This window comes from Ferrimonas sp. YIN67, assembly GCF_057219095.1.
Genome location: NZ_JBXVVJ010000006.1, coordinates 132,930 through 157,602, shown reverse-complemented (window position 1 = coordinate 157,602; position 24,673 = coordinate 132,930). Strand labels below are relative to the sequence as shown.

Here is a 24,673-nt window from a genome sequence, read left to right as displayed (position 1 = left end):
CATTTCGAGTCCCTCCCCTTGCCGCTTTGCCGCAATGAAAGGAGAGCAGGCCGTCAAGACCACACCAGGGCTTAGCCCAGCCGCGACCACGTCCGGACCCACAGATCGAATTTACGCGAATGTAATATTTGTTAAAGACTATACCCGAGTGACTCACATGCGCTGTCAAATGGGATGTTAGCGTTATCTGCCCTGCCCCCCTACGTGCGGCATCAATAGGATTGTTTGACTTACAGGATGTTCCATGAAGACACATAGAGTCAGCCTGGCCATGGCCGTGGCCATAACCGTACTTTGGAGTTCGGCTCACGCCAACATGTCGGCGGAAGAGATCGCCAAATACAACATCCCCTTCTATGACCACACTCTGCCCATCGAGGCCAGGCTGGACGATCTCAGCGCCCGCCTGACCGACGAAGAGAAGGCTCATATGATGACCCTGAGGAACGGCGGAGTACCACGTCTGGGACTCAAGGCATTTATGCCGGGAGAGGCCCTGCATGGCCTGGCAGCGCCAAGGAAAAACGCCTCCACCGTATTCCCCATCGGAACGGGACTGGCATCCACCTGGGACCCGAAACTAATCAAACAGATGGGCGATGCGGTCTCCGATGAGGCTCGGGCCCAGTATCACAACGGCCCCGTATTGGAACGTGGCCGCAGGGGCCCACTGACCTTTTGGTCACCGGTGATCAACATTGCGCGCGATCCACGCTGGGGCCGCACACAGGAAGCGTATGGCGAAGACCCGCTGATCAACGGTACCTTGGCCACCGCCTATGTTCAGGGACTGCAGGGTGACCACCCCAGATACCTGAAGACCGCCGCCGGCGCCAAACATTTCGTCGCCAACAACGAAGAGCACAACCGTTTCAAAGGCAACGCCAATATTTCGGAAAAACAACTGCGCGAATACTACTTCCCCGCCTATAAGCAAGTGGTGCAGGAGGGTAAGGCCAAGATCATTATGACCGCCTACAATGCCCTCAATGGTGAGCCAGCGGTGACCAACACCTGGCTGGTCAAGGATGTCCTGCGCGGGGAATGGGGCTTCGACGGCTTCGTTTTGGGCGATTACGGCTCCATGCTGATGCTCACCAAGGGATGGGGCGAGCGGGGCTACAGCGGGCATGAGATCTACGACAACTATGTCGAGTCTGCTGCGGCGGTACTGAACGCCGAGACTCTGGATTTCGACAATACTCGAATGCTTCGCCACGAGGCCGTCAAGGCCATCAAAGGGGGCAAAGCCCACTCCGAAAGCCTGGATCGTGGCTTCCGTAATACCATGCGAGTCGGCCTGAAACTGGGCATGTTTGATCCCGAAGAGATCTCCCCCTGGAAAGATATCCCGTTTGAAACCATGGCTTCCCATGGCGATCTCGCCCTGAAGATTGCCGAGAAGTCGATGGTCCTGCTGCAGAACGAACCGGTAAACGGCATGCCTCTGCTGCCACTGGATAAATCGACGCTCAAGACGGTTGCGGTCATCGGCCCCAATGCCAACGTCCTTAATCTTGGCACCTACAGCGGGATCCCAAAGAGTTCGGTCAACCCCCTGGAGGGGATCCGCAACTACCTGGGTGATGATGTCAAAGTGCTCTATGTGCCCTGGAAGGAAAGTAAGCAGGCAAAACTGTCGCCCATTCCGATGGACAACATCACTCTGCTGGATAACCAGGGCATGGGGGTCTGGCGTGCCGAGTACTATGGTAACCAGAAGGCGAGCGGCAAGCCTGTCGCTCGGGACAATGTCGGCCAGGTTGACTTTACTTGGGGCAACGACAAGCCTCACCAGAAGCTCAGCAAGGACACCTATTCCGTCACATACACCACCACCGTCGTACCACCGCAAACCGGCCTCTATACCCTTGGGCTGGAGAAGCTCGGCGGCCAAGCTGCGATCCGGGTCAACGATGGCCCTCTGTTAAAGGACAAAGGCAATCCCAATAAGCTCTCCCACACGACCCAAGCGATCCATCTTGACGCATCAAAAACCTATGAAATTAGTGTCCTTTTCATGCGAGAGCCCAAATCGAAAGAGGCGGCCCTGCGCTTTGGCTGGGAGCTACCGCAGGAGCAGAGTGAGTTTACCGGAGGCGAACTGGAAGTCGCCAAGAAAGCCGATGCCGTGATCGCCATCATGGGGCTCTCGGTCGAATATGAGCGTGAGGCGATGGACCGTCCGTTCGAAGGCCTCCCCTCGGCGCAGACCGACATGCTGCACAGCATCGTCAAGGCTAACCCCAACACCGTTGTGGTCCTGCAGTCGGGCTCTTCCATCGAGAGTCCTTGGCTCAAAGACAACATCCCCGCCATTATTCAGTCTTGGTACCCGGGCGAACAGGGCGGCACCGCCATCGCCAACACCCTGTTCGGCGACAACAACCCCGGCGGCAAACTGCCTCTGACCTTTGTCAGAACCTGGAATGATCTGCCGCCATTTGACGACTACGACATCGCCAAGGGCCGCAGCTACTGGTACTTCGACAAGGAGCCGCTGTGGGCCTTTGGCCATGGCCTGAGCTACACCGAGTTCACCCTGGACAAGCTCAAGCTGAAGTCCAACAAGGTGAAGGCCGACGGCACCATAGATCTGAGCGTTCGCGTCAAGAACACAGGTAAGCGTGACGGCGACGAAGTGGTGCAGGTCTACGTCCACGACAAGTTCGACCGCAGCGACAAGCCCAAGCAGCGCCTCAAGGCGTTCGAGCGGATCAGCGTGAAAGCCGGTAAGTCCGAAACGGTAACACTCTCCATCGACGTGGCCGATCTGGCCTACTGGGATGAGAAGGCCAAGGACTGGGCCCTGGGCGATCGCTACGAGATCCGCGTGGGTAATGCCTCGGACAATATTGCCCTGACGGACAGCATCACCCTGCTGTAACGTCAAGCCAATAAGGAGCGGCCCCTTCGGGGGCTCTCAGGAGCACTTGATGTTAAAAAAACAACTGGCCTCTCTATTGCCGCTGAGCCTTTTACCTCTGCAACTGCTCGCCGCCAGCCATACCTCATCGGCACCCAACATCGTCGTGATCTACATTGACGATCTGGGCTATGCCGATATCAGCGCCTATCCGCATGCCAGCGCCGATGTACACACCCCGCACATCGACCGCATTGCCGACGACGGCGTACTGATGACCAACGGCTATGTCACCTCCCCCATGTGTGGCCCCTCTCGTGCCTCGCTTGTGACCGGACGCTACCAGCAACGATTGGGCTATGAACTGCACTACGGAGGTAACGCCGTCGCAAAAGAGCCGGAGACCCCCTTCGGCTTACCCATAGAGGAACCCACTTTGGCCAACCACTTTCAGGCGTTGGGCTATCGTACCTTCGCCTTCGGTAAATGGCATCTGGGCAGCTCAGAGCCGCAACTGCCCCACAATAAGGGGTTTGACGAGTACTACGGCATTATCAATCCGGGTAACCAGCTGCACTTAAGACAGGAGCACTTGGACTATGGTCTGGCTTTCTGGGACGAGGAGCTGGATGCCAAAACCAGTGAAATGTTCCTGACCGAGATCTATACCGACAAGGCAATCGACTTCGTTCGTCGGCACAAGGACACCCCCTTCTTCATGTACATGTCCTACACCGCCGTCCATGGCCCTACGGACGCTCCCAAGCGCTACCATGACCGTATCGCGGATCTCGATGTCGTGCTGCCCAACGCCTATACCGAAGGTTCAACCGACAAGGCGGTCACCCCAAAGAAACGACGGCGGTTACTGGCCATGTTAGCTCAGCTGGATGACAACATCGGTCGCTTCCTCGACGAGTTGAAAGCCAAGGGGCTGTACGATAACACCCTGCTGTTTTTCATCAGTGATAACGGCGGTAAACCCGGCGACAATGGGTCCTACAATGTGCCGTTGAAAGGACGCAAAGGTCAGTTATATGAGGGGGGGATCCACGTCCCCTACCTGGTGCAGTGGCCGGCGCAACTGCCCAAGGGACTCATCTATGACCAACCGGTGCTGCAGATCGACGTACTGCCCACCGCTCTGGCGGCGGCCGGAGGGCAAGCGCCCGAGATCACCGACGGCATCAACCTGCTGCCTCACCTGCAGGGCAAGTCCGATGCTGCCCCCCACGAGGCCCTGTTCTGGCGCACCGGCTTTAACTGGGCAGTGCAGCAGGCCAACTGGAAGCTGGTCCATAGCGCCAAGGACTTTCACCGAAAACCAACGGGTGAGCCCGCACTCTATAACCTGACGGATGACCCTGCAGAGCAGCATGATTTGGCCAAGCAGTATCCCGAACGGGTCGCGACCCTGGAAAAACTGTGGGAGCAGTGGAACCAGGACAACGTCGATCCCTTGTTTGGTCCGCCCAACCTGCGCGGGCGGTACGATCTGCCCCACCGACTGCAGCAATCCGCCTGGCAGGAGCGTTGGACAAATCGCCCATCCCAGAGGTGAGCCAGGACCCCGGCCCTCCCCGCACAGAGGATCGCTAAATCTCTTGGCTACCGACTCCTGTCGGCGGTTCGAGACGACACCCTAAGCCAGCGCATGGTGAAACGGCAGAGCCAGGCCCCCTATCCCCCCTGCACAATCGGACCGCCGACGGATCTATTGGCACCGATCGCAAATACTAACTGGCAGTGTTTCCCTTTAAAGTTCGCACCTGTAAAAGGGGAAGGCTTTTGCAATAAGAAAAAACAACGGGTTACGAAGAAAATATGATAAAAAAAATACGCAATACCGTCCCCTGGCAAGGCTGCCGACCACTTAAGAGCGCCACGCTGGCGCTGCTGGTGGCCACCACCACCGCCTGCACCGCCACGAGCCCAGCGCAGACCTCTGGGGCCATGTCCGGCGAGCAGTTGGTGGAGTATATCGATCCCATCATCGGCACCTGGGCCGTCAAAGAGGGGATGGATCATGGCCTGGGCAAGACCTTCCCGGGTCCGGCAACGCCGTTCGGCATGGTTCAGCTCAGCCCGGACACCATCACCGGCCGCGACTTTGCGCCGGGTTACTGCTACACCCACGATGAGATCGAGGGCTTCAGCTTCGCCCGCCTGTCCGGCGCCGGCTGGTTCGGCGAGTTCGGCAACCTGCAGGTGATGCCTTCCACCGGCGAGGAGCTCAAGTACTTCCGCACCAAGCGCAATCGCGGACTGATGACCAGCCCGGTCGCCTCCAAATTCAGCCACGACAATGAAACGGTCGAGGCCGGCTACTACTCGGTGCACCTGGATGACTACGATGTCCAGGTCGAGCTGGCCGCCGCGCCGCGCTCCGGCATTTTGCGCTTCACCTACCCGGACGCCGACACCAGCCGGGTGCAGATCGACTTTGCCCGCCGCATCGGCATGCGCGAGGCGCAGGTCAAATATGGGATCCAGTCCGTCGAGAAGATCGACGACTACACCCTGCAGGGCTCCATCGAGGCGCTGAGCGCGGATGGCGGCTGGGGCCGGGGCCACGGCAAGGTCAGCTATAACCTGCACTTCTACGCCCAGTTCGACCAGCCTATCGAGAACTGGGGTTTCTGGGACGGCCGCAAGATCCAGCGTCAGGTGGATAAGATCGAGGGCCATAACACCGGCTTCTTCTTCGAATTCCCCACCACCAAGGGTGATCAGGTACAGATGAAGGCGGGGATCTCCTTCGTCAGCGTCGACGGGGCCAAGGCCAACCTGGCCATCGATATCCCCCACTGGGATTTCGCCGCCGTACAGCGTCACAACCGGGCGCTGTGGGCCAAGGAGATCAGCGGCGTCGCCATCGAAGGGGGCAGCGAAAAGCAAAAGACCATCTTCGCCACGGCGCTGTATCACGCCTACATCGATCCCCGCTCAGTCTCCGACTATGACGGCAACTACATAGGTGCCGACAATCAGGTGCACCAGGCGGACGGCTTCGTCTACCGCAGCCTGTTCAGCGGCTGGGACGTGTTCCGCAGCCAGTTCCCGATGCTCAATATCGTGCGCCCCGACATCGTCAACGATGAGGTCAACAGCCTGACCCAGATCGCCCAACTCAGTGGTCGCGGGATCCTGCCCCGTTGGGAGATGATGAACGCCTATACCCAGTGCATGGTCGGCGATCCGGCCACCATCGTCTTCGCCGAAGCCTACCTGCGTGGCGTGCGCAACTTTGACGTCGACGCCGCTTACGAGGCCGCCCTGAAAACCGTGATGGAGGGGGGGATCGACGAGGCACGTCCGCTCTACAACGAGCACGGTTACACCCCGGGCAGCATGTCCAGCACCCTGGAGCACGCCTACGCCGATTACGCCGTCGCCAAGTTTGCCGAAGCCCTGGGCCGCGATGAGGACGCCGAGTTCCTGCTTAAGCGCTCGATGAACTACACCAAGGTGTACGATCCCGAGGTAGGCAACATGCGCACCCGCAACAGCGACACCGAGTGGGCTGAATGGAAGGGTCTGCTGAAAGGCGCCGGGACCGTGGAGAGCAACCCCTACCAGCAGGGCTGGTTCGTGCCCCACGATGTGCAGGGGCTGATCAACCTGATGGGGGGCGACGAGCCCTTCCTGGATCACCTGGAGCCTTTCTTCGAGAAGTCCAAGGGCCAGTTCACCGGCTGGAACCTGTACTACAACCACGCCAACGAGCCGGTGCACCATGTGCCTTACATGTTCACCTACGCCGGCAAGCCATGGCTGACCCAGAAGTGGGCGCGGATCATCATGGATGAAGCCTACGGCACGGGCCCGCGGGGCCTGCCGGGCAACGAAGATCTGGGCCAGATGTCCGCCTGGTACATCCTCAGCGCCATGGGCCTGCATCCGGTGGATCCGGTCTCCGGCGTCTACATCGTCGGCAGCCCGATCTTCGATCGGATCACCATCGAGCTGGATCCCGAGTACCACAGTGGCAAGCAGTTGGAGATCGTCACCCGCAACAACTCGGCCGACAACGTCTACGTCCAGTCCCTCACCCTCAACGGTGAGCCCGTCGATCGGGCTTGGCTGCACTTCGACGAGCTCAGCCGCGGCGGGGTGATCGAATTCACCATGGGGCCGGAGCCCAACAAGGAATGGGGCACGGATCCCAGCCTGCGTCCGCCGTCCCTGAGCCAGCCAACACACTAACCTGGAAAACCATCAAGGCCGCCCTTTTGGGGCGGCCTTGTTATTGGTGCTGTCACGCCACGACACCGGTCACTCGGGCAACGGCAAACACCTAGCAGAGCCCATAAAAAAGGTTCTTCGCACTTTTGCGGGGAGCCTATCCACATCCGTGTGCACTGATTTCACATCGGTTGGCGGAATTTTGCGGACGCCAGGCTGGCGTGAACTTTTCGTGGTTCATCAGCACTGTTTGTCGCGTTGGCGACGGCAACAAGAGGGGCGAGCCCCTCTGGACTCCCCTATGCCTCCACTCGGTGCTTATCCTCGTTCTCACCCGGTTCGGCTGCGGTCCCGGCCAGAGTCAGCATCCCTGCCTCCGCTGGCCTTTCGGGCCATCCAGGCCCTCCCCCTTGCCTTACCGGGCTTCACTCGGGCACCTCAAAGTCGGCCTAAAAGCTGGCGGAGAAACTGGCCTCTAAACAATGGCTAAGCACCAAATAGTTCAATGCTCAGATAGCCGTTTCATTACAAAGGCGTATCTGCTCCCCGGAGATCCGCGATGAACCATAAAAAAGGCCGGTGCATCCTCTGCACCGGCCTGTTTGCTCTCGCTTACTCGCCTTTAATCGTCGGCGGCGCTGATCTCGGCGATCTTCACAGTGTCACCATCCCGCCAGTTGGGAATGGTGGCTTCCCACGCCTTGAAGGTCTGTACCATCCGCTCGGTGATCTCCGGATACTGCCGGGCCAGATCCTTGGACTCCTGGGGATCCTCGGCCAGGTTGTAGAGCTGTGGCGCACCAAACAGGGCATCATCACGCTCGGCGTGGATCGGCTTACGGCCCTTGAAGTGCTCGATCCCCAGCTCCTTCAGCTTGGCCTTGTGGGCTTTACGATCAATGATCCAAACCAGCTTCCAGTCGCCGTCACGCACGGCTCGGTTCGCGGTATTGCGCCAGAAGTGCACCCCACGAAGCTCACCTTCGGCTTGCTCACCACTCAAGAATGGCATCAGATCCTTGCCATCCAGCTCAACGCCCTCAGGGATCTCAGCCCCGGCAGCGGCGGCAAAGGTCGGCAGCATATCCAGGGTCGACACCATGCCGTTAAAGGTGGTGCCCGCCTCGATCTGGTTCGGCCAGCGCATGCCAAACGGCACCCGTACGCCGCCCTCATAGTAACTCGCCTTGCCGCCATTGAAGGTGGTGCTGTACTCCCGCTTACCCCCATTGTCATTGGAGAACACCACCAGGGTGTTGTCGGCCACGCCAGCCTCCTCCAGCGCATCGAGGATCACCCCCACCGAGACATCCAGTGCGGCGATCACGCCATCATGCTTGGTGCCGCCTTCGGGAACGTAATGGGCAGGCACAATGTCCGGCGCGTGGGCATTGTAGGGGGCATAGTAGATGAAGAAAGGATCCTCCTTCTCCCGCAGGATAATATCCCGCGCCTCCTGAGCGAAGGCTTCGGTCAGGTAGCCGCGCACATGCACCGACTCATCGTTGCGCACGATATCCAGGTTCGGCTTCTCGTTCAGATCCAGCGGCGGCAGAGGCTGGCCCAGGTTGACGGCGCGGTTCTCGCTGCGGAACTGGTAGAAACCACAGGAGCCACGGTAACCAAACCAGTGATCAAACCCCCGGTTATGAGGCTGAAACTCGGAATTCGAACCCAGGTGCCACTTACCAATCGCATGGGTCTTGTAGCCCGCGTCCTGCAGCACATTCGACATCATGATCTCATCGAGGCTGACGCCATAGCGAGCCGCCATCCGCTCTTCGGTGCTGCCCGGCAGGGTCTCGAAATCGAAGCGAGCCTGGTAGCGGCCGGTCATCAGGCCGGCACGACTGGGGGCGCAGACCGCATGAGTGGCATAGCCCTGAGGGAAGCTCACCCCTTCGTTGAAGATCCGGTCGATATGCGGCGTCTCGGCCTTGGTGTTGACCGAGCCGGTCACCCCGAGTGCGCCGTAGTGCAGATCGTCGGTGAAGATCATAATGATATTGGGTTGTTTCCCAACTCCTTGAGCTGCTCCGCCAGCCGTGGGGGCCGTTTCCGTCGGCGCCGCACACAAGGCCGTTGACACCCCAACGCTCAGGAACGTCAGTCCAATTCGCTTTCCTACTCGCATATCAACCTCATTGTTATCTTTTTTCTTGTGGCCAAGCGCAACGACGGTGCTTTGCCATTTATCGTGCTCATTCTAACGAGGCGAAGGGCTATTGAGGTCAAACTGTGTAAATGGCACACAAATGCTCAACGAAGTGATTCCGAGCATAAAAAAGCCCGGCTTACGCCGGGCGACTCATGGCCATCACTGCAACTAGAAGTGCCACTGCAATGCGATGGTGTTGTAGTTGCTGCCGCCCTTAATGCGGCCAAACTGAGAATTGGTTTCAAAGATGGCACTGCGGTGATGCAGGCTGTAGCCCAGCCACAGATTATCCAACTGCGACCAGCCCAGCAGGTCCCCCAGGTTGGCATCCAAGGAAAAGTCCAGATAGTTCATCAATTTAGATGGGCGATAGCCCTTGCGATCCATCTCGATCTGCTCGATATAAGTGATATCCGAGACATAGGAGAGGCCCTCAGCCACCCCAAAGCGCCAGCGGATAGGCCAGGTAAAGGTGTAATAGGCTTTCATCGCCAGCACCCCTTCATAGCTCTGATCCTGCACGGCACTGCTGTGGTGAACGACACCACCCGGAGTGAAGTAGATATCCAGCGGCAAACCAAAGAGTTCATTGGTCAGCGGATAGCCCCAAAACACCGACGTCAGCTGGTTGTTGAAGGGATCTTTAACCCGGTTGCCCGCAAAGATGTCGCCAATATTGGACTCCGTGGCCCAACCGTGGGCGACACGCACATAATGACCCTCGAGATCATCAAACCGTAACCTGTCCCTCCGCTGATCCGGCTTGGGAAAGAAACCAAAGCCCACGAAGGTCTCGATGTTATAGCGGGAGTCCAGGGGCGGCAGATCACTCAGATTGCCACCCAAAACGCCGACATTGGCATTCCCCAGCAGATAGAAGTTGCTGTGCACGTGATAGCGCAGATCGATCCCGGCACTACCGCCCAGATCCGCATCCGCCTTAAAGCGTTTTAACCCGTAGTAATGCTCATTGAAGCGGCTGGAGCGCCAGTCCAGCGACATGCTTGGCCACAGCTCCAGACTCCCCTCTTGATGATAGAAACCATAACGAAAGTGACCATAGCTACGGCCATTGCCATCAGCCAGCACCTCGATATCAAAAAAATCGTCTCGACCCGGCATCATGCGGAAGCGCAGACCCGTGTCGAAACTGTCCGCCTGCACCTCGTTTTGAAATTCCCGTGGAATATCAAAGAAACGGTAGCGGGTAAACAGGGTGAGCTGGTGGGCGTCATTTTGCCACGCGTGTACACCGGCTTCCATTCCATGCAGATAGAAGTGCTCGCCGTTGATGAACATCAATGGCGTGATATCCATCACTTGATCCACATCGGTAGCATAAGGGATATCCGCATAACGGGCACCCACGGCGATCCCCCACTCCGGTTTTTGTTCGGCGCCGGGCACCGCCAACACAGGTAGGCTGGAGACGCTGAACAAGACGGCAGCGAAAATACGTAACAGCATAACAATCCCAAAAACTCGAAAAGGCTCGCCAATTGCGAGCCTTTCTATTGTAGCGGCAGAACCCGCTTCAAACCGTAAAGTATTGCTAGAAAGTGACTATAAATCAGTAGATAGATAACCTTCCGGCAGAGTTTCAACTCCCGCCACGCCCGAGTCTATGGCCGCCTGGGCCACCGCCCTGGCGATCCGCGGCAGCAGGCGGCCATCCACTGGCTTAGGCAGCACATAGTCGGCGCCAAAACTCATCCCCTCGCTGCCATAGGCCTCCAGCACGTTCTGCGGCACCGGCTCTTTTGCCAAGGCGCGCAGGGCATGGACGGCGGCCACTTTCATCTCATCATTGATGCAACTGGCCCGTACATCCAGCGCGCCACGGAAGATAAAGGGAAAACAGAGAACGTTATTGACCTGGTTGGGATAATCACTGCGTCCGGTACCTATGATCACGTCCGGTCGGGCCGCATGGGCCACCTCAGGTTTGATCTCAGGATCAGGATTGGAGCAAGCGAAGATCACCGGCTTATCCGCCATCAATTTCACGTCGGCAGCGGACAGCAGATCGGGCCCAGAGACGCCAACAAAGACATCCGCATCGGTGATCACATCCTGCAGGGTGCGTTTATCCGTGTTGTTGGCAAACAGCTTCTTGTATTCGTTGAGATCGTCGCGACGGGTGTGGATCACCCCCTTACGATCCAGCATGTAGATCTTCTCCCGCATGGCACCACACTTGATCAACAGCTCCATACAGGCGATGGCCGCCGCCCCGGCCCCGAGGCAGACGATGGTGCTGTCACACAGGGCTTTGCCCTGGATCTCCAGCGCATTCAACATGCCGGCGGCAGTCACGATGGCGGTGCCATGCTGATCGTCATGAAACACCGGCACCTGGCAACGTTCGATCAAGGCCTGCTCGATGGCGAAACATTCCGGCGCACGAATGTCTTCCAGGTTGATACCGCCAAAGGTGTCAGCGATGTTGGCCACGGTATCGATAAACTCTTCCGGAGTACGGTGTTTCACCTCGATATCGATGGAATCGATGTTGGCAAAACGTTTGAACAGCAGGGCCTTGCCCTCCATCACCGGCTTGGAGGCCAGGGGGCCGAGATTACCCAGGCCCAGGATGGCGGTGCCATTGCTGATCACCGCGACCAGGTTGCCCTTGTTGGTGTAGCGGTACACATCCTCGGGATTGGCGGCGATCTCCCGAACCGGCTCGGCCACCCCGGGACTGTATGCCAGGGCGAGATCATGGGCGGTTTCGGCGGGTTTGGTCAGGGCGATGCTGATCTTGCCGGGCACCGGCTGGGCATGGTATTCGAGGGCTTGTTCGCGCAGGTCGGTCATATTGTTATCTTCTTCACAACGAGTGGAAAACATTCATGGAGAACGCGCAAAACATAACCCTTACCCGGACAAAAGCAAAGGTTGAATCACAAAAATTCACATCTTTGCAACGACGGTTATTTAAACCATTGATGAGGTAAGAAAAGTCAGGTGGGGGATGGTGTGATGACAGGAGTTAGAAAACAAAAAGAAAGGGCGCCCAATGGGCGCCCTTCTTCGAATCGTTCGAATCGCTTACTTCTTGGAAGACAGCGCGCCGAAACGGTTCTTGAACTTCTCAACACGACCGCCGGTGTCTACAACCTTCTGCTTACCGGTGTAGAACGGGTGGCAGGCGGAGCACACATCCAGGTGGATGTTTTTGCCCACGGTGGAGCCAACTTTGATGGTGTTACCGCAAGAGCACTGAGCAGTGATCTCGGCGTAGTTCGGGTGGATACCTTGTTTCATGGGAAAACCTCAATTAAGGCCGTGTCGCTATCCGGATCTAAGCCGGACACCACACGTAAGTTACACATAGGTTTAGGGCGCGAGATCTTATAGCAATGTCCCCCATCGGGCAAGGTCAATTGACCAATTTCTGCACCGCATTGATCACTTAAGGCACAACCTGTGCCCATGACACTGCCCGCACGCGCTCCACTTTGATAGGGTAGTCAGGATCCCAGCCTATTGTGAGCCACCGTGTTTATCCAAGTTGCCCTGCCGGTCCCGCTGCCGCGCCTGTTCAGTTACCTCGCCCTCGAAGGCCAACCCCTGCCCACCATAGGCAGCCGGGTTAAGGTGCCCTTTGGCAGCCGTCATCAGATCGGTTTCGTGATCAGTACCGGCGCAGAGTGTGATCTGCCCGCCGATAAACTCAAGCCCATCTCCCAGGTGCTCGACAGCGAATGCCTGCTGCCCCCCAATCTTTGGAAGCTGGCCAATACCGCCAGCCGCTACTACCTGTCACCGCTGGGCATGGTGCTGCCCCAACTGCTACCGGTAAAACTGCGCAAGGGGGAGAGCAGTGAGCCCGCCCCGCGCACCCTGTGGCGGCTGACCGAGGCGGGCAAAGCCCTCAATCCCAATGACCTCAAGTCAGCACACCAACAGGCCCGGATCCTGGCCTACATACAAACCCAGAATGAATTGGAGGATGAGCGTGTCGGTGAGCTGGAGTTCAGCCGAGCCTCGCTCAAGGCCCTGTTGGGCAAGGCACTGATCGCAGAGCATACCGTGCAGCCCCAGCTTACCCGCACCTGGAGAGCAGATTTCGAGCTGGGTGAGCAACCGCCGGTGCCAAACACGGAACAAGCGGTCGCAGTCACCGCCATCAACCAGAGTGAAGGCTTTGCCCCCTTCCTGCTGGATGGCGTTACCGGCTCGGGCAAGACCGAGGTCTACCTGATCGCCATGGAGAAAGTGTTGCGTGAAGGCAAGACAGTGCTGGTATTGGTACCGGAGATCGGCCTGACTCCCCAGACCATTGGCCGGTTCCGCCGTCGTTTCCCACTGCCCATGGAAGTGCTGCATTCCGGCGTCAATGACTCAGAGCGCCTGGCAAGCTGGCAACGAGCCCGGGCCGGTGCCGCGGCGATTGTGCTCGGCACCCGTTCGGCGCTGTTCACCCCGCTGCCGGACCTGGGCCTGATCGTCATCGACGAGGAGCACGACGCCAGCTTTAAGCAGCAGGAGGGGTTTCGCTATCACGGCCGAGATCTGGCGGTGATGCGGGCACAGCTGGAACAGGTACCGATCCTCCTGGGCAGCGCCACCCCTTCACTGGAGACCCTTAACAATGTGGAAAGTGGCCGCTACCGCCAGCTGAAGCTGAGCCAGCGGGCGGGACTGGGCCGCCCGGTCAAGCAGATCCTGCAGGATATCCGTCACCTGCACCTGGATGCCGGCCTCTCGCCGCCACTCATCACGCGGATCCGCAGCCACCTGGAGGCGGGCAACCAGGTGATGCTGTTCCTCAACCGCCGAGGTTTTGCCCCGGCCCTGCTGTGTCACGAGTGTGGTCACCTGCATGAATGCCAGCGCTGTGACGCCTTCTATACGGTCCACCAGAGTGCCAATATGGTGATGTGTCACCACTGTGGCAGTCAGCGCGGATTGCCCAAGCAATGTCCCGACTGCGGCTCCACCCAACTGTTTACCCGCGGGGTCGGCACCGAGCAACTCGAAGGGGCGTTAGAACGCCTGTTCCCCGGCTACCCCTCGGTACGGATCGATCGGGACAGCACCAGCCGCAAGGGCAGCCTGGAAGCCAAGCTGGAGCAGATCCGCAAGGGGGAGGTGAAGATCCTGGTGGGCACCCAGATGCTGGCCAAGGGTCACCATTTCCCGGACGTCACTCTGGTGGCCATGCTGGATGTTGATTCCGCCCTGTTTTCCGCCGATTTCCGCGCCGCCGAGCGTCTGGCCCAGCTCTATGTCCAGGTATCGGGCCGGGCGGGCCGCGCCAGCAAGGCGGGTGAGGTGGTGCTGCAGACCCATCAGCCGGAGCACCCCCTGCTGCACCAGTTGATGGGGGCCGGTTACCCGGCGTTTGCCCAGGACGCCCTGACCGAACGCAAACAGGCTCAACTGCCGCCCCATTGGCAGCTGGCGATCCTGCGCAGTGAATCCAATTTTGCCGACGTGGCACGTAACTTCATTCGAGACGCCAAGGAGCGCCTGGCTCAGACCGACGACGGCCAAGCGGTGCAGATGATCGGCCCCATGCCCGCCCCCATGGAGCGTAAGGCCGGCAAGTTCCGCTTCCAGGCCCTGATCCTGGCTCCGACCCGGCCCCAGTTGCAGCGCGCCATGGACACCTGGTTGCCCCAGCTGCAGGCACTGGAGCCGGATCGCCGTTGCCGCTGGCACCTGGAGCGCGATCCGCAAGATCTGTTGTAGTTTTTAACGCGAACCGCCGTTAAACTATCGGGTTCGATAATCCGCCGATTTCGGCCCGTTTTTTAACGCTTTTTTTGGTGTCGTGATGAAAGAGCAAATCCAGCAGTTACTTGAACAAACCGTCAGCCGCCTGAAAGATCAGGCCATCATCCCCGCCGATGCCGCGCCGCGCGTTCAGGTTGATCGCACCAAAGATAAGAGCCATGGCGATCTGGCCACCAACCTGGCCATGATGCTGGCCAAACCGGCCAAGAAGAATCCCCGTGAACTGGCACAGCTGATCATCGACAATCTGCCCGCTTCCGAGCTGGTGGCCAAGACTGAGATCGCCGGCCCGGGCTTCCTCAACTTCTTCCTGGACCCCCGCTTCCTGGCCAAGCAGATCGAAGCGATGGCAAACGATCCCCGCGCCAATGTCGCCCCGGTAACCCAGCCCCAGACCATCATCACCGACTACTCGGCCCCCAACGTGGCCAAGGAGATGGCGGTTCACCACATCCGCTCAACCGTGATCGGCGATGCGGTGACCCGTACCCTGGAGTTCATGGGTCACAAGGTGATCCGTGCCAACCACATCGGTGACTGGGGCACCCAGTTTGGCATGCTGATCGCCTACCTGGAGAAGATGGAGAACGAAAACGCGGCGGATATGGACCTGTCCGATCTGGAAGCCTTCTACCGCGAAGCCAAGAAACACTACGACGAAGATGAGGCCTTTGCCGAGCGCGCTCGAGGCTACGTCGTGAAGCTGCAAGGCGGCGACGAATACTGCAACCGCATGTGGCGCAAGCTGGTAGACATCACCATGGCGCAGAACCAGGCGATCTACGATCGTCTTGGTGTGTCCCTGAGCAACGAGGACATCGCCGGCGAAAGCCTCTACAACGACATGCTGCCGGAGGTCGTAGAGGATCTGACCCAGCAAGGTCTGGCGGTGGAAGACGAAGGTGCCACCGTGGTGTTCCTGGACGAGTTCAAGGGCAAAGACGGCAACGCCATGGGCGTGATCATCCGCAAACGTGATGGCGGTTTCCTCTACACCACCACAGACATCGCCGCCGCCAAGTACCGGGTCGATAACTATGCCGCCGATCGCATCCTCTACTTCATCGATTCCCGTCAGGCCCAGCACCTGCAGCAGGCCTGGCTGATCGCCCGCAAGGCCGGCTACCTGCCGGAAGGGACCACCACAGAGCACTGTGCCTTCGGCATGATGCTGGGTAAAGATGGCAAGCCGTTCAAGACCCGTAGCGGTGGCACCGTGAAGCTGGCCGAACTGCTGGAAGAGGCGCACACCCGTGCCGTGAAGCTGATCGGCGATAAGAACCCGGATCTGCAAGGTGCCGAGCTGGAGAAGATCGCCCACACCGTGGCCATGGCCGCCGTGAAATACTCGGATCTGAACAAAAACCGTACCACCGACTATGTGTTCGACTGGGACAACATGTTGACCTTCGAAGGCAACACCGCGCCTTACATGCTGTACGCCTTCAGCCGGATCCAGTCCATCTTCCGCAAGGCGGGTGTCACCGCCGAACAGCTCGATGGCCAGATCACCCTGGATCACGCCAAGGAAGAAGCACTGGCCAACAAGCTGGTCCAATTCAATGATGCGGTAAATGGCGTTGCCAACAAGGGGATGCCGCACCTGATGTGCACCTACCTGTATGAGCTGGCTGGCGCCTTTATGAGCTTCTACGAAGCCTGCCCAATCAATAAAGAGGGCGTATCGGAAGCCGACAAGGCCAGCCGTCTGCGCCTGTGTGCCGCCACCGCCAATACCCTGCACGTGGGCCTCGGCCTGCTGGGGATTGACACCCTGGAGCGCATGTAAGCATGACCCGGGACTACGCGGGCAAAGGAGGTTCCCGCACCGGCCGCAGCCGGGCCAGCCAGAATCGGAATCGCCGGGGTAAGGCCCCGGCCAAGAAGCCCTTTCCCTGGCCATTGGCCCTGTTTGCCATCGCCATGCTGTGCCTGTTTGGCTATGTGCTGAGCTCCATCAAAGGCGCCAGCCATGGCAGCGACCCGGCTCAGGTGACCACACCTCAGCCTGTGGCCAAGCCTGACGCCAAGCCCGAGGCACCGCTGCCTCAGGCCCCGACGGAGCGCTGGGAATTCATCGAGTCCCTTCCCAACAAGGAGGTGGAAGTCGAATTGCCGGAGCAGACACAAAACGCCGGTCCCTATCAGATGCAGTGCGGCTCGTTCCGCACCGATGATCAGGCCCAGACCATGCGTGCGACCATTGCCTTCCAAGGCATTGAGTCTCAGGTGCGCCGGACCGAAGGCAGCAACGGCGTCTGGTACCGGGTTCGCCTGGGCCCCTACGAGCGCAAACGCCAGGCCGAAGCCCATCGCCACACGCTGGAGCGAGCCGGGATCAACGGCTGCCAGATCTGGGGCTGGGATTAAGGCTAGGTTCTAGGTTCTAGGTGCTAGGTACTAGGAAGAGCAGGTGCTAGGGTCTAGGTACTAGGTACTAGGTACTAGGAAGAGCAGGTGCTAGGTACTAGGAAGAGCAGGTGCTAGGTGCTAGGTGCTAAGTAAGGGCTTACAGGGGCTCTCCTAGAACCTAGGCTCTTCCCTAGAACCCAGGCTCTTCCCTAGAACCTAGGCTCTTGCCTAAAACCCAGGCTCTTTCCTAGCACCCAGGCTCTTGCCTAAAACCCGGGCTCTTGCCTAGCACCCAGGCTCTTCCCTAAAACCCAGGCTCTTCCCTAGCACCCGGGCTCTTGCCTAAAATCCAGGCTCTTTTCTGGAACCCAGGTGCTTTCCTAAGGCCTAGGCTTATTCCTGTCATCGACCTACACAAGGGACCGCCATGCCTGAATCGTCGTCCTCAAAACGCGTCCTCTGCCCCCGCTGCCAGCGCCCCCTAACGGCCTGCCTCTGTCATGCCATAAGCCCAATGGCCCACCGAACTCAGGTACAGATCCTGATCCACCCCAGCGAGCTCAAGGCTGCCAAGGGCACCGCCGCCCTGACCTGCCAGGTTCTGGCCCATGCCCGGCTCTGGCCCGGCGAAACCGAGGCCGACTTTGCCCCCTTGCGCGATGCCTTGGCTGATGCTCCCGCCTACCTGCTTTACCCAGGTGACGAGGCCCAGGCAGTGGAGGAGGTGCAACTGCCGGACAATGCCCAACTGCTGTTACTCGACGGCACCTGGCGCAAGACCCATAAGATCCTCCAGCTCAATCCCTGGCTGCAGTCCCTGCCCAGATTGAGCTTCCGTGACGCACCTAAAGGCAATTACCAGATCCGTAAGGCCCATCGTGAAGACAGCCTCTCCACCCTGGAGGCCACAGCCTACGCCCTGGCCCAGCTCGATGGCAGCGATCCCGCCCCCCTTTATCGAGCGTTCGAGGCGCTGAAGCAGAGCCAACTGTCCCATATGCCCGCCGAGGTCCGGGCGCGTTACCGAACGGACTAGCCGAACGGACTAGCCGAACGGACTAGCCGTTAGCGATTAGCCGTTAGCGATTAGCCGTTAGCGGTTAGCGGTTAGCGATTAGCGATTAGCGGTTAGCAATAAGCCTGAAGAAAACAGAAAACGCGTCCCAAGGGACGCGTTTTTATTGGCTTTTAGCGCTTGGCTTTTAGCTTACAGCTCATCGCTTGAGGCTAAAGGCTCCGGCCCTGGCCGGTTACATATACTGGCCACCGTTGATGGAGAGGTTGGTACCGGTAATAAAGCCCGCCTGTTCGTCAGCCAGGAACAACACGGCCCGAGCGATCTCTTCCGGCTGTCCGAAGCGCTTGACCGGGATCTGCCCTCGGATCCCCTCACGGATCTCCTCTTTGATGGCACGGATCATGTCGGTCTCGATGTAGCCCGGGGAGATGGTATTCACCGTGATCCCCTTGGAGGCCACTTCCTGGGCCAGAGACTTGGTAAAACCGTACATTCCGGCCTTGGCAGCGGCGTAGTTGGTCTGACCAAACTGGCCCTTCTCACCATTGATGGAGGAGATGCTGACAATGCGGCCATAGCCTCGCTCGATCATCTGGGGGATCACGGCACGGGAGAGATTAAACACACTGTCCAAGTTGGTATCCATCACCTGGCGCCACTGCTCCGCCTTCATCTTCTTTAACTGGCCATCCCAGGTGATCCCGGCATTATTCACCAGTACGGCCACCGGCCCTATGGTCTCCTCGATGTCGAGGATCACCCGCTGACACTCGTCGAAATCGGACACGTTAAAGGGCAATACCTTCACGCCGGGATGGCTTTGTGCCAGCTCTCCGGCATGCTTCTCAGCGTTACTGGAGTTGGGCCGGCATCCTGCCACGACCTGATATCCAGCTTCGGCCAAGGACTTGGTCAGGGTCAGGCCAATGCCACCTAACCCTCCTGTGATCAGCGCTACTTTGCTTTCCATGCGAACAATCCCTTTTATGTTAAGACGCCTAACCACTATAGAGCCTCAACCATGACAGTGGCGTGAATCCACCTTGAAATCAGACCAGAAAATAACCAGCACACGAGAGGGTCATAACGGTGTCATATAGCTGAAGTACAAAGCCCAGGGTCTATGTACTCTATATGTGAAGGATCATGTCAGCCATTGCCCACAAGCTCGCCGCGCTCACCCTGGTACAGAGGATCGTCCTGTCGATGGCTCTGCAATTTGTCATCGCCATCGGCTTGGTGGGGTGTGCACTCTGGGCACTCAACACGCTATCTGGCAACGTCGACACACTGGGTGATGAAGCCCTGCCCATTGCCAATCGCGCCGGTGAAGTAGAGCGCTCCGTGCTGCAACTGGACCAAAGCCTGCGTAACGCCATCAACAGCAACAACCGACAGCAGTTTAACGAGCGTCACGCCGCCTATGAGCAAAACCTCCAGCAGCTGCAGCTGGCAGCTCAACAGCTGCAACAGGCCAGTTTGCGATATCCCTATCCCTGGCTACAAAAAAGCGTCGAGACTCTGGAGCAACAAACCCGTCAGACACAGGCGTTGATGAGCCAACTGCTGAATCAGGTAACGCAGCGACTGACCATAGAGCAGGCCCTGAACGAGGGGCGGGGCTACCTGCTGTTCTCCGTCAACTCGGTCCGCAATGAGATGGCCCGCCTCTATCCCCTGCTGTTTGATCAGATCCCCGGGGCCAACGATGCCTATGACAGCTTTATCTCAGGTGCAGGCGGTCTGGTGGGAGCCATAGTGCAACTGACCACGGCCACGACCCCAGAGCAGGCCCAGGCCCAGTACCGGGAGGTACGAGCCTATGTCGGCCGCATGCGCTTTCAGTACGATTCCCTGGTCCAGCTCAACCCTGAGCTCGGCGAGTTCCCCTCGGCATTGTCGGCCCTTGAGGTGCTGGAATTGGCTGCCACCCGGGAGGGCCTGTTTGCCAAGGAGGTGGCACGGGTGCGCTTAGGCCATGAAGGCCAGCTTGGGCTGGAGCAGTTATTGCCTCAACTGGCGCAGTTGGGTCAACAACTGGCGACCCTGAGAACCCAGAGCACGACTCTGGTCGATCGGGCGCAGAGGCATACTCAAACGACAGTGAGCCAGAGCCGTCAGTGGCTGATGGCCCTGACCCTGCTGGGCGGCACGATCCTGGCCGTGATCACCTATCGCCTGGTGATCCTGCTGCGCTCGGCCCTGACCCAGCTTAAATACGCCATCAGGGCAACGGCCGCCGGTGACTTCACCCACGAGTGCCGGGTTGATAGCCCCGCCGAATTCCGCCAATTGGCAAGCTGGCTGAACCAGGCCAATGGCCGCAACCGGGAGGTGATGCTGGCCTTGAGGCAGGGAGGCGAAGAGCTCAGCCAGGCCGCCGGTGCCAGCTCACGGATCAGCCACCAGCAGCAACAGGCCCTGGCAGAGCAGGCCACTCAGACGACCCAGATCGCCGCCGCCGTGGCCGAGCTGGATGGGGGGATGCAGGGGATCGCCGAAGCCTGCAGCCAAACGCTGCTGGACAGTCATCGCAGCGCCGAGCTGGCCCAGCAGGGACAAAAGGCACTGACACTCACCGGCGCACACCTCGATGCCCTGGCCAAACATTTGGGTGATAACGACAACCGCATGGCGGAACTGGATACCCAGGTCGATCAGATCGGTGCGGTAGCCGGGGTGATCAACAACATCGCCGATCGCACCAACCTATTGGCACTCAATGCCGCCATTGAAGCCGCCCGGGCCGGTGAATCGGGCCGGGGCTTCGCCGTAGTCGCCGACGAAGTGCGAAAACTCGCGGCGCAAACCCGGGAGCAGACCCACTCCATCGAGACCATGATCCTGACCCTGCACGAGGCCGCCGGTAATGCACGCCAATCCATCACCGCCAGTCGCCAGGAGATGGGCCGTACCGAGGCGTTGCGTCAGCAGCTGGACGGTGCCAATGAGCAGATCTACAACGCCATCGTCATGGTGCAAAACCGCGCCGACACCATCAGCAATGCGACGGCGGAACAAACCCGGCAATGCCACCAGATCAACCAAGGGATCCGCCTGTTGGCGAGCCAGGCCGAAGATCGCCAAAGTCAGATCGACGATCTCTCGGTACAGGCAGATCAAGTGGCGGGGATCGCCCTGGATCAGCAGGACAAGCTGGCACAGTTTGTTGTCCAGTGAAGGCCGTGACCACCATCTCAACACGCTGATCTCTTAGACCTTTATCACATCACGTGGTAAAAAGAAGACCGTTTGTCCCCTGAGTTAATGAGGTTACTATGGAAAGTAAGAAGTACTCGATTCCGCTGCGGCTCCTGCACTGGCTGATGGCCCTTGGCCTGCTCAGTCTGATCGGGCTGGGCTGGTATATGGAAGGGCTGGAAAAATCCGACTTTAAGTGGGCCCTGTACGGTTGGCACAAGTCCTTCGGCGTGCTGATCCTGGCACTGCTGATCATTCGGATCCTGGCCCGTCGCCAAAGTCCGATCCCCAGCTCCAAAGGGATCCATCGCTCTTGGGAGATCGGCCTCTCCCACGCCACCCACAGCGCACTCTACCTGCTGATGCTGGCCGTACCATTAAGTGGCTACATCATGTCGAGCATTGGCCGAGATCTGGCGGTATTCGGATACGTCCTGCCCAATATCGTGCCTCAAAATGAGGCGTTGCAAGGATTGGCTCACAGCCTGCACGGCGTGCTGGCCTTTACCCTGCTGGGCCTGGCCATCCTCCATCTGGCCGGGGCCATCAAGCACCGAGTGCTCGACAGTCGCCCCGAAGCCGATGTGCTGTCGCGGATGTTGTAAGCTTTTCCTCCGGCGGGGGGTTGAACCCCCCCCGCTTCATCCCCACATCTACACTAATTGCTAAAGCGCATGCCCACCTGCGGATGCGCCCACCGAATACGGCGGCCCATCGGCCCGCCTCGTAGATAAGGGTTTCTCATGACCACGATTGTGTCTGTACGCCGCGGCGACAAGGTCGTTATTGCCGGCGATGGCCAGGTATCCCTGGGCAACACCGTAATGAAGGGCAATGCCCGCAAAGTCCGCCACTTGCACGGCGGCAAAGTCCTGGCCGGGTTCGCCGGTGCCACGGCGGACGCCTTCACCCTGTTCGAGTTGCTGGAATCCAAGCTGAATGCCCACCAGGGTCATCTGACCCGTGCCGCAGTGGAGCTGGCCAAGGCTTGGCGGACCGAGCGCTCCCTGCAGAAACTGGAAGCCATGCTGATCGTCGCCGACAGCGAAACCAGCCTGTTGATCTCCGGCAATGGTGATGTGGTTGAGCCAGAGCATGAGATCATTGCCATCGGCTCCGGCGGCAACTTTGCCCAGGCCGCAGGCCTCGCCCTGGCCCGCAATACCGAGCTGGATGCTCGTACCATTTGTGAGCAGTCACTAACCATTGCCGGTGAGATCTGCGTCTTTACCAACAGCACCCAAACCATCGAAGAGCTGGCCACCAAGGAGGCGCAATAATGTCCGCCATGACCCCCCGCGAGATCGTCTCCGAACTGAACAGCCACATCATCGGCCAGTCCGGTGCCAAGAAAGCCGTGGCCATCGCCCTGCGCAACCGCTGGCGCCGGATGCAACTCAACCCCGAGCTGCGTCAGGAGGTCACCCCGAAGAATATCCTGATGATCGGCCCCACCGGGGTGGGTAAAACCGAGATCGCCCGTCGCCTGGCCAAGCTGGCCAACGCTCCCTTTATCAAGGTGGAAGCCACCAAGTTTACTGAGGTGGGCTATGTGGGTAAGGAAGTCGAGCAGATCATCCGCGATCTCACCGACTCCGCCATCAAGATGACCCGTGAGCAGGAGATGGAGCGTAACAAGTTCCGCGCCGAGGAAGCCGCCGAGGAGCGGATCCTGGATGCCCTGCTGCCACCTGCCAAAGATCAATGGGGCAACGAACAGAAAGCCGATAACTCCTCCACCCGCCAGGTGTTCCGCAAGAAGCTGCGGGAAGGCCAGCTGGACGACAAGGAGATCGAGATCGAGGTTTCCCAGTCCCAGATGGGCGTGGAGATCATGGCGCCTCCAGGCATGGAGGAGATGACCAACCAGCTCCAGGGCCTGTTCCAGAACCTGGGCGGCCAGCAGAAAGATCGTCGCAAGATGAAGGTCAAGGACGCCTTCAAGGCCCTGATCGAAGAGGAAGCCGCCAAGCTGGTGAATCCGGAAGAGCTGAAAGAGAAGGCGATCGACTCGGTCGAGCAGAACGGCATCGTCTTCCTCGATGAGATCGACAAGATCTGTAAGCGAGGAGAAGCGTCCGGTCCCGACGTTTCCCGTGAAGGGGTACAGCGCGACCTGCTGCCTCTGGTGGAGGGGTGCACCGTCAACACCAAGCACGGCATGGTAAAAACCGATCACATCCTGTTTATCGCCTCCGGCGCCTTCCAGCTGGCCAAGCCGTCGGATCTGATCCCCGAGTTGCAGGGCCGCCTGCCGATCCGGGTCGAACTGGAGGCACTGACCGCCGAAGATTTCGTTCGCATCCTGACAGAGCCCAATGCCAGCCTGACCGAGCAGTACATTGCCCTGATGGCCACCGAAGGGATGACCATCAGCTTCACCGAAGCGGGGATCGCCCGCATCGCCGAAGCCGCCTGGCAGGTCAACGAGCGCACCGAAAACATCGGTGCCCGCCGACTGCATACCGTGATGGAGCGCCTGATGGAGGAGATCTCCTTCGAAGCGTCCGACAAGAGCGGCCAGTCCGTGGTGATCGATGCCGACTATGTCAACGACCACCTCGATGCGCTGGTGGAGGACGAAGATCTGGCCCGCTTTATTCTTTAACCTCAACGAACGGCTTTTCGCTTCGTAGGTTAGCTTAGCGGCGTTGCCGCGTAAGCTGACATTGCTTCAAAGAGTGTCAGATCACGCTGGCTTCGCCAGCTGATCTAACCTACGAGGCCTGCACCTTTAGGATGGGAGGCAGCATGGAACCAAAAGTCACCGGCCTCAAGCTCAAGCAGACCTCCAGGGTACTGGAGGTACGCTTCGACAATGGTGAAACAGCGACGCTCGCCTGCGAGCTCTTGCGGGTGTGTTCGCCGTCCGCCGAGGTGCATGGCCACGGCAGTCCGGTACTGGTGACCAACAAGCGCGAGGTCAACATCGTCAAGATCGAGCCCGTCGGCAGCTATGCGGTCAAACTGGTGTTTGACGATGGCCATGACAGCGGGCTCTACTCCTGGCAGTACCTCTACGAGCTGGGCAAAAACCAGGCGGCGCTGTGGGAGGATTACCTCAACCGGCTCAAGGCCGCCAAGGCCTCCAGAGAGCCGCTCATCCCCATGAAGGTTCAGTTCTTTGACGCCAGTAAAGAGTGAGCGA

The 24,673-nt window shown here is 59.1% G+C and carries 17 protein-coding genes; 12 read left to right on the top strand and 5 right to left on the bottom strand.

Features of this window, described 5'->3' with window-relative positions; all coding sequences use genetic code 11:
- Positions 1-244: 244 nt before the first annotated feature.
- From AC2D8U_RS13915 to AC2D8U_RS13905, 3 genes are all read left to right on the top strand, one after another.
- Entirely contained in the window at positions 245-2,887 is a 2,643-nt protein-coding gene (locus AC2D8U_RS13915; RefSeq protein WP_484619672.1) for a glycoside hydrolase family 3 C-terminal domain-containing protein, read from the top strand.
- Positions 2,888-2,936: 49 nt separating this feature from the next.
- A complete protein-coding gene (locus AC2D8U_RS13910; RefSeq protein WP_484619671.1) occupies positions 2,937-4,427 on the top strand; it encodes a sulfatase family protein in 1,491 nt (496 codons plus the stop codon).
- A gap of 263 nt (positions 4,428-4,690) precedes the next feature.
- The gene (locus tag AC2D8U_RS13905) at positions 4,691-7,072 is read left to right on the top strand and encodes a GH92 family glycosyl hydrolase (protein WP_484619670.1); all 2,382 of its coding nucleotides are present in this window, start codon (positions 4,691-4,693) and stop codon (positions 7,070-7,072) included.
- A gap of 601 nt (positions 7,073-7,673) precedes the next feature.
- Here the strand turns inward: AC2D8U_RS13905 and AC2D8U_RS13900 are convergent.
- The 4 genes from AC2D8U_RS13900 to rpmE all read right to left on the bottom strand — a co-directional run bounded on the left by AC2D8U_RS13900 (position 7,674) and on the right by rpmE (position 12,476).
- Positions 7,674-9,185: a sulfatase-like hydrolase/transferase gene (locus AC2D8U_RS13900; protein ID WP_484619668.1), complete on the bottom strand. Its 1,512-nt coding sequence runs from the start codon at positions 9,183-9,185 to the stop codon at positions 7,674-7,676.
- Positions 9,186-9,377: 192 nt separating this feature from the next.
- On the bottom strand, positions 9,378-10,676 hold the full coding sequence (locus AC2D8U_RS13895; RefSeq protein WP_484619667.1) for a MipA/OmpV family protein: 1,299 nt from the start codon (positions 10,674-10,676) through the stop codon (positions 9,378-9,380).
- A 96-nt stretch (positions 10,677-10,772) separates the two neighbouring features.
- Positions 10,773-12,026, bottom strand: coding sequence for a malic enzyme-like NAD(P)-binding protein (locus AC2D8U_RS13890; RefSeq protein ID WP_484619666.1), 1,254 nt, complete (start codon positions 12,024-12,026; stop codon positions 10,773-10,775).
- Between the two features lie 234 nt (positions 12,027-12,260).
- A complete protein-coding gene (gene rpmE / locus AC2D8U_RS13885) occupies positions 12,261-12,476 on the bottom strand; it encodes a 50S ribosomal protein L31 (protein ID WP_484619665.1) in 216 nt (71 codons plus the stop codon).
- 234 nt (positions 12,477-12,710) lie between these two features.
- Here rpmE and priA point away from each other — a divergent pair, with 234 nt between their 5' ends.
- From priA to AC2D8U_RS13865, 4 genes are all read left to right on the top strand, one after another.
- On the top strand, positions 12,711-14,909 hold the full coding sequence (gene priA, locus AC2D8U_RS13880; protein ID WP_484619664.1) for a primosomal protein N': 2,199 nt from the start codon (positions 12,711-12,713) through the stop codon (positions 14,907-14,909).
- Positions 14,910-14,994: 85 nt separating this feature from the next.
- Positions 14,995-16,743 (top strand): arginine--tRNA ligase, encoded by a 1,749-nt coding sequence (gene argS, locus AC2D8U_RS13875; protein WP_484619663.1) that lies wholly within the window; start codon positions 14,995-14,997, stop codon positions 16,741-16,743.
- A gap of 2 nt (positions 16,744-16,745) precedes the next feature.
- Positions 16,746-17,324: an SPOR domain-containing protein gene (locus AC2D8U_RS13870; RefSeq protein ID WP_484619662.1), complete on the top strand. Its 579-nt coding sequence runs from the start codon at positions 16,746-16,748 to the stop codon at positions 17,322-17,324.
- Between the two features lie 409 nt (positions 17,325-17,733).
- Positions 17,734-18,342, top strand: a complete 609-nt coding sequence (locus tag AC2D8U_RS13865) for a tRNA-uridine aminocarboxypropyltransferase (RefSeq protein ID WP_484619661.1) — start codon at positions 17,734-17,736, stop codon at positions 18,340-18,342.
- Between the two features lie 214 nt (positions 18,343-18,556).
- On the opposite strand, the gene phbB is transcribed toward AC2D8U_RS13865, so the two are convergent.
- Entirely contained in the window at positions 18,557-19,294 is a 738-nt protein-coding gene (phbB, locus tag AC2D8U_RS13860; protein ID WP_484619659.1) for an acetoacetyl-CoA reductase, read from the bottom strand.
- Between the two features lie 176 nt (positions 19,295-19,470).
- Between phbB and AC2D8U_RS13855 the strand changes: the two genes are divergently transcribed.
- The 5 genes from AC2D8U_RS13855 to AC2D8U_RS13835 all read left to right on the top strand — a co-directional run bounded on the left by AC2D8U_RS13855 (position 19,471) and on the right by AC2D8U_RS13835 (position 24,669).
- Positions 19,471-21,504 (top strand): methyl-accepting chemotaxis protein, encoded by a 2,034-nt coding sequence (locus AC2D8U_RS13855; protein ID WP_484619658.1) that lies wholly within the window; start codon positions 19,471-19,473, stop codon positions 21,502-21,504.
- A 98-nt stretch (positions 21,505-21,602) separates the two neighbouring features.
- A complete protein-coding gene (locus AC2D8U_RS13850; protein ID WP_484619657.1) occupies positions 21,603-22,130 on the top strand; it encodes a cytochrome b in 528 nt (175 codons plus the stop codon).
- 138 nt (positions 22,131-22,268) lie between these two features.
- Positions 22,269-22,805 carry an ATP-dependent protease subunit HslV gene (gene hslV / locus AC2D8U_RS13845; protein ID WP_484619656.1) on the top strand — a complete coding sequence of 179 codons (537 nt, stop codon included), beginning with the start codon at positions 22,269-22,271 and terminating at the stop codon, positions 22,803-22,805.
- Positions 22,805-24,133 (top strand): ATP-dependent protease ATPase subunit HslU, encoded by a 1,329-nt coding sequence (gene hslU, locus AC2D8U_RS13840; protein WP_484619655.1) that lies wholly within the window; start codon positions 22,805-22,807, stop codon positions 24,131-24,133. The genes hslV and hslU overlap by 1 nt, the downstream gene beginning before the upstream one ends.
- A 143-nt stretch (positions 24,134-24,276) precedes the next feature.
- Positions 24,277-24,669 carry a gamma-butyrobetaine hydroxylase family protein gene (locus AC2D8U_RS13835; RefSeq protein WP_484619654.1) on the top strand — a complete coding sequence of 131 codons (393 nt, stop codon included), beginning with the start codon at positions 24,277-24,279 and terminating at the stop codon, positions 24,667-24,669.
- Positions 24,670-24,673 lie beyond the last annotated feature (4 nt).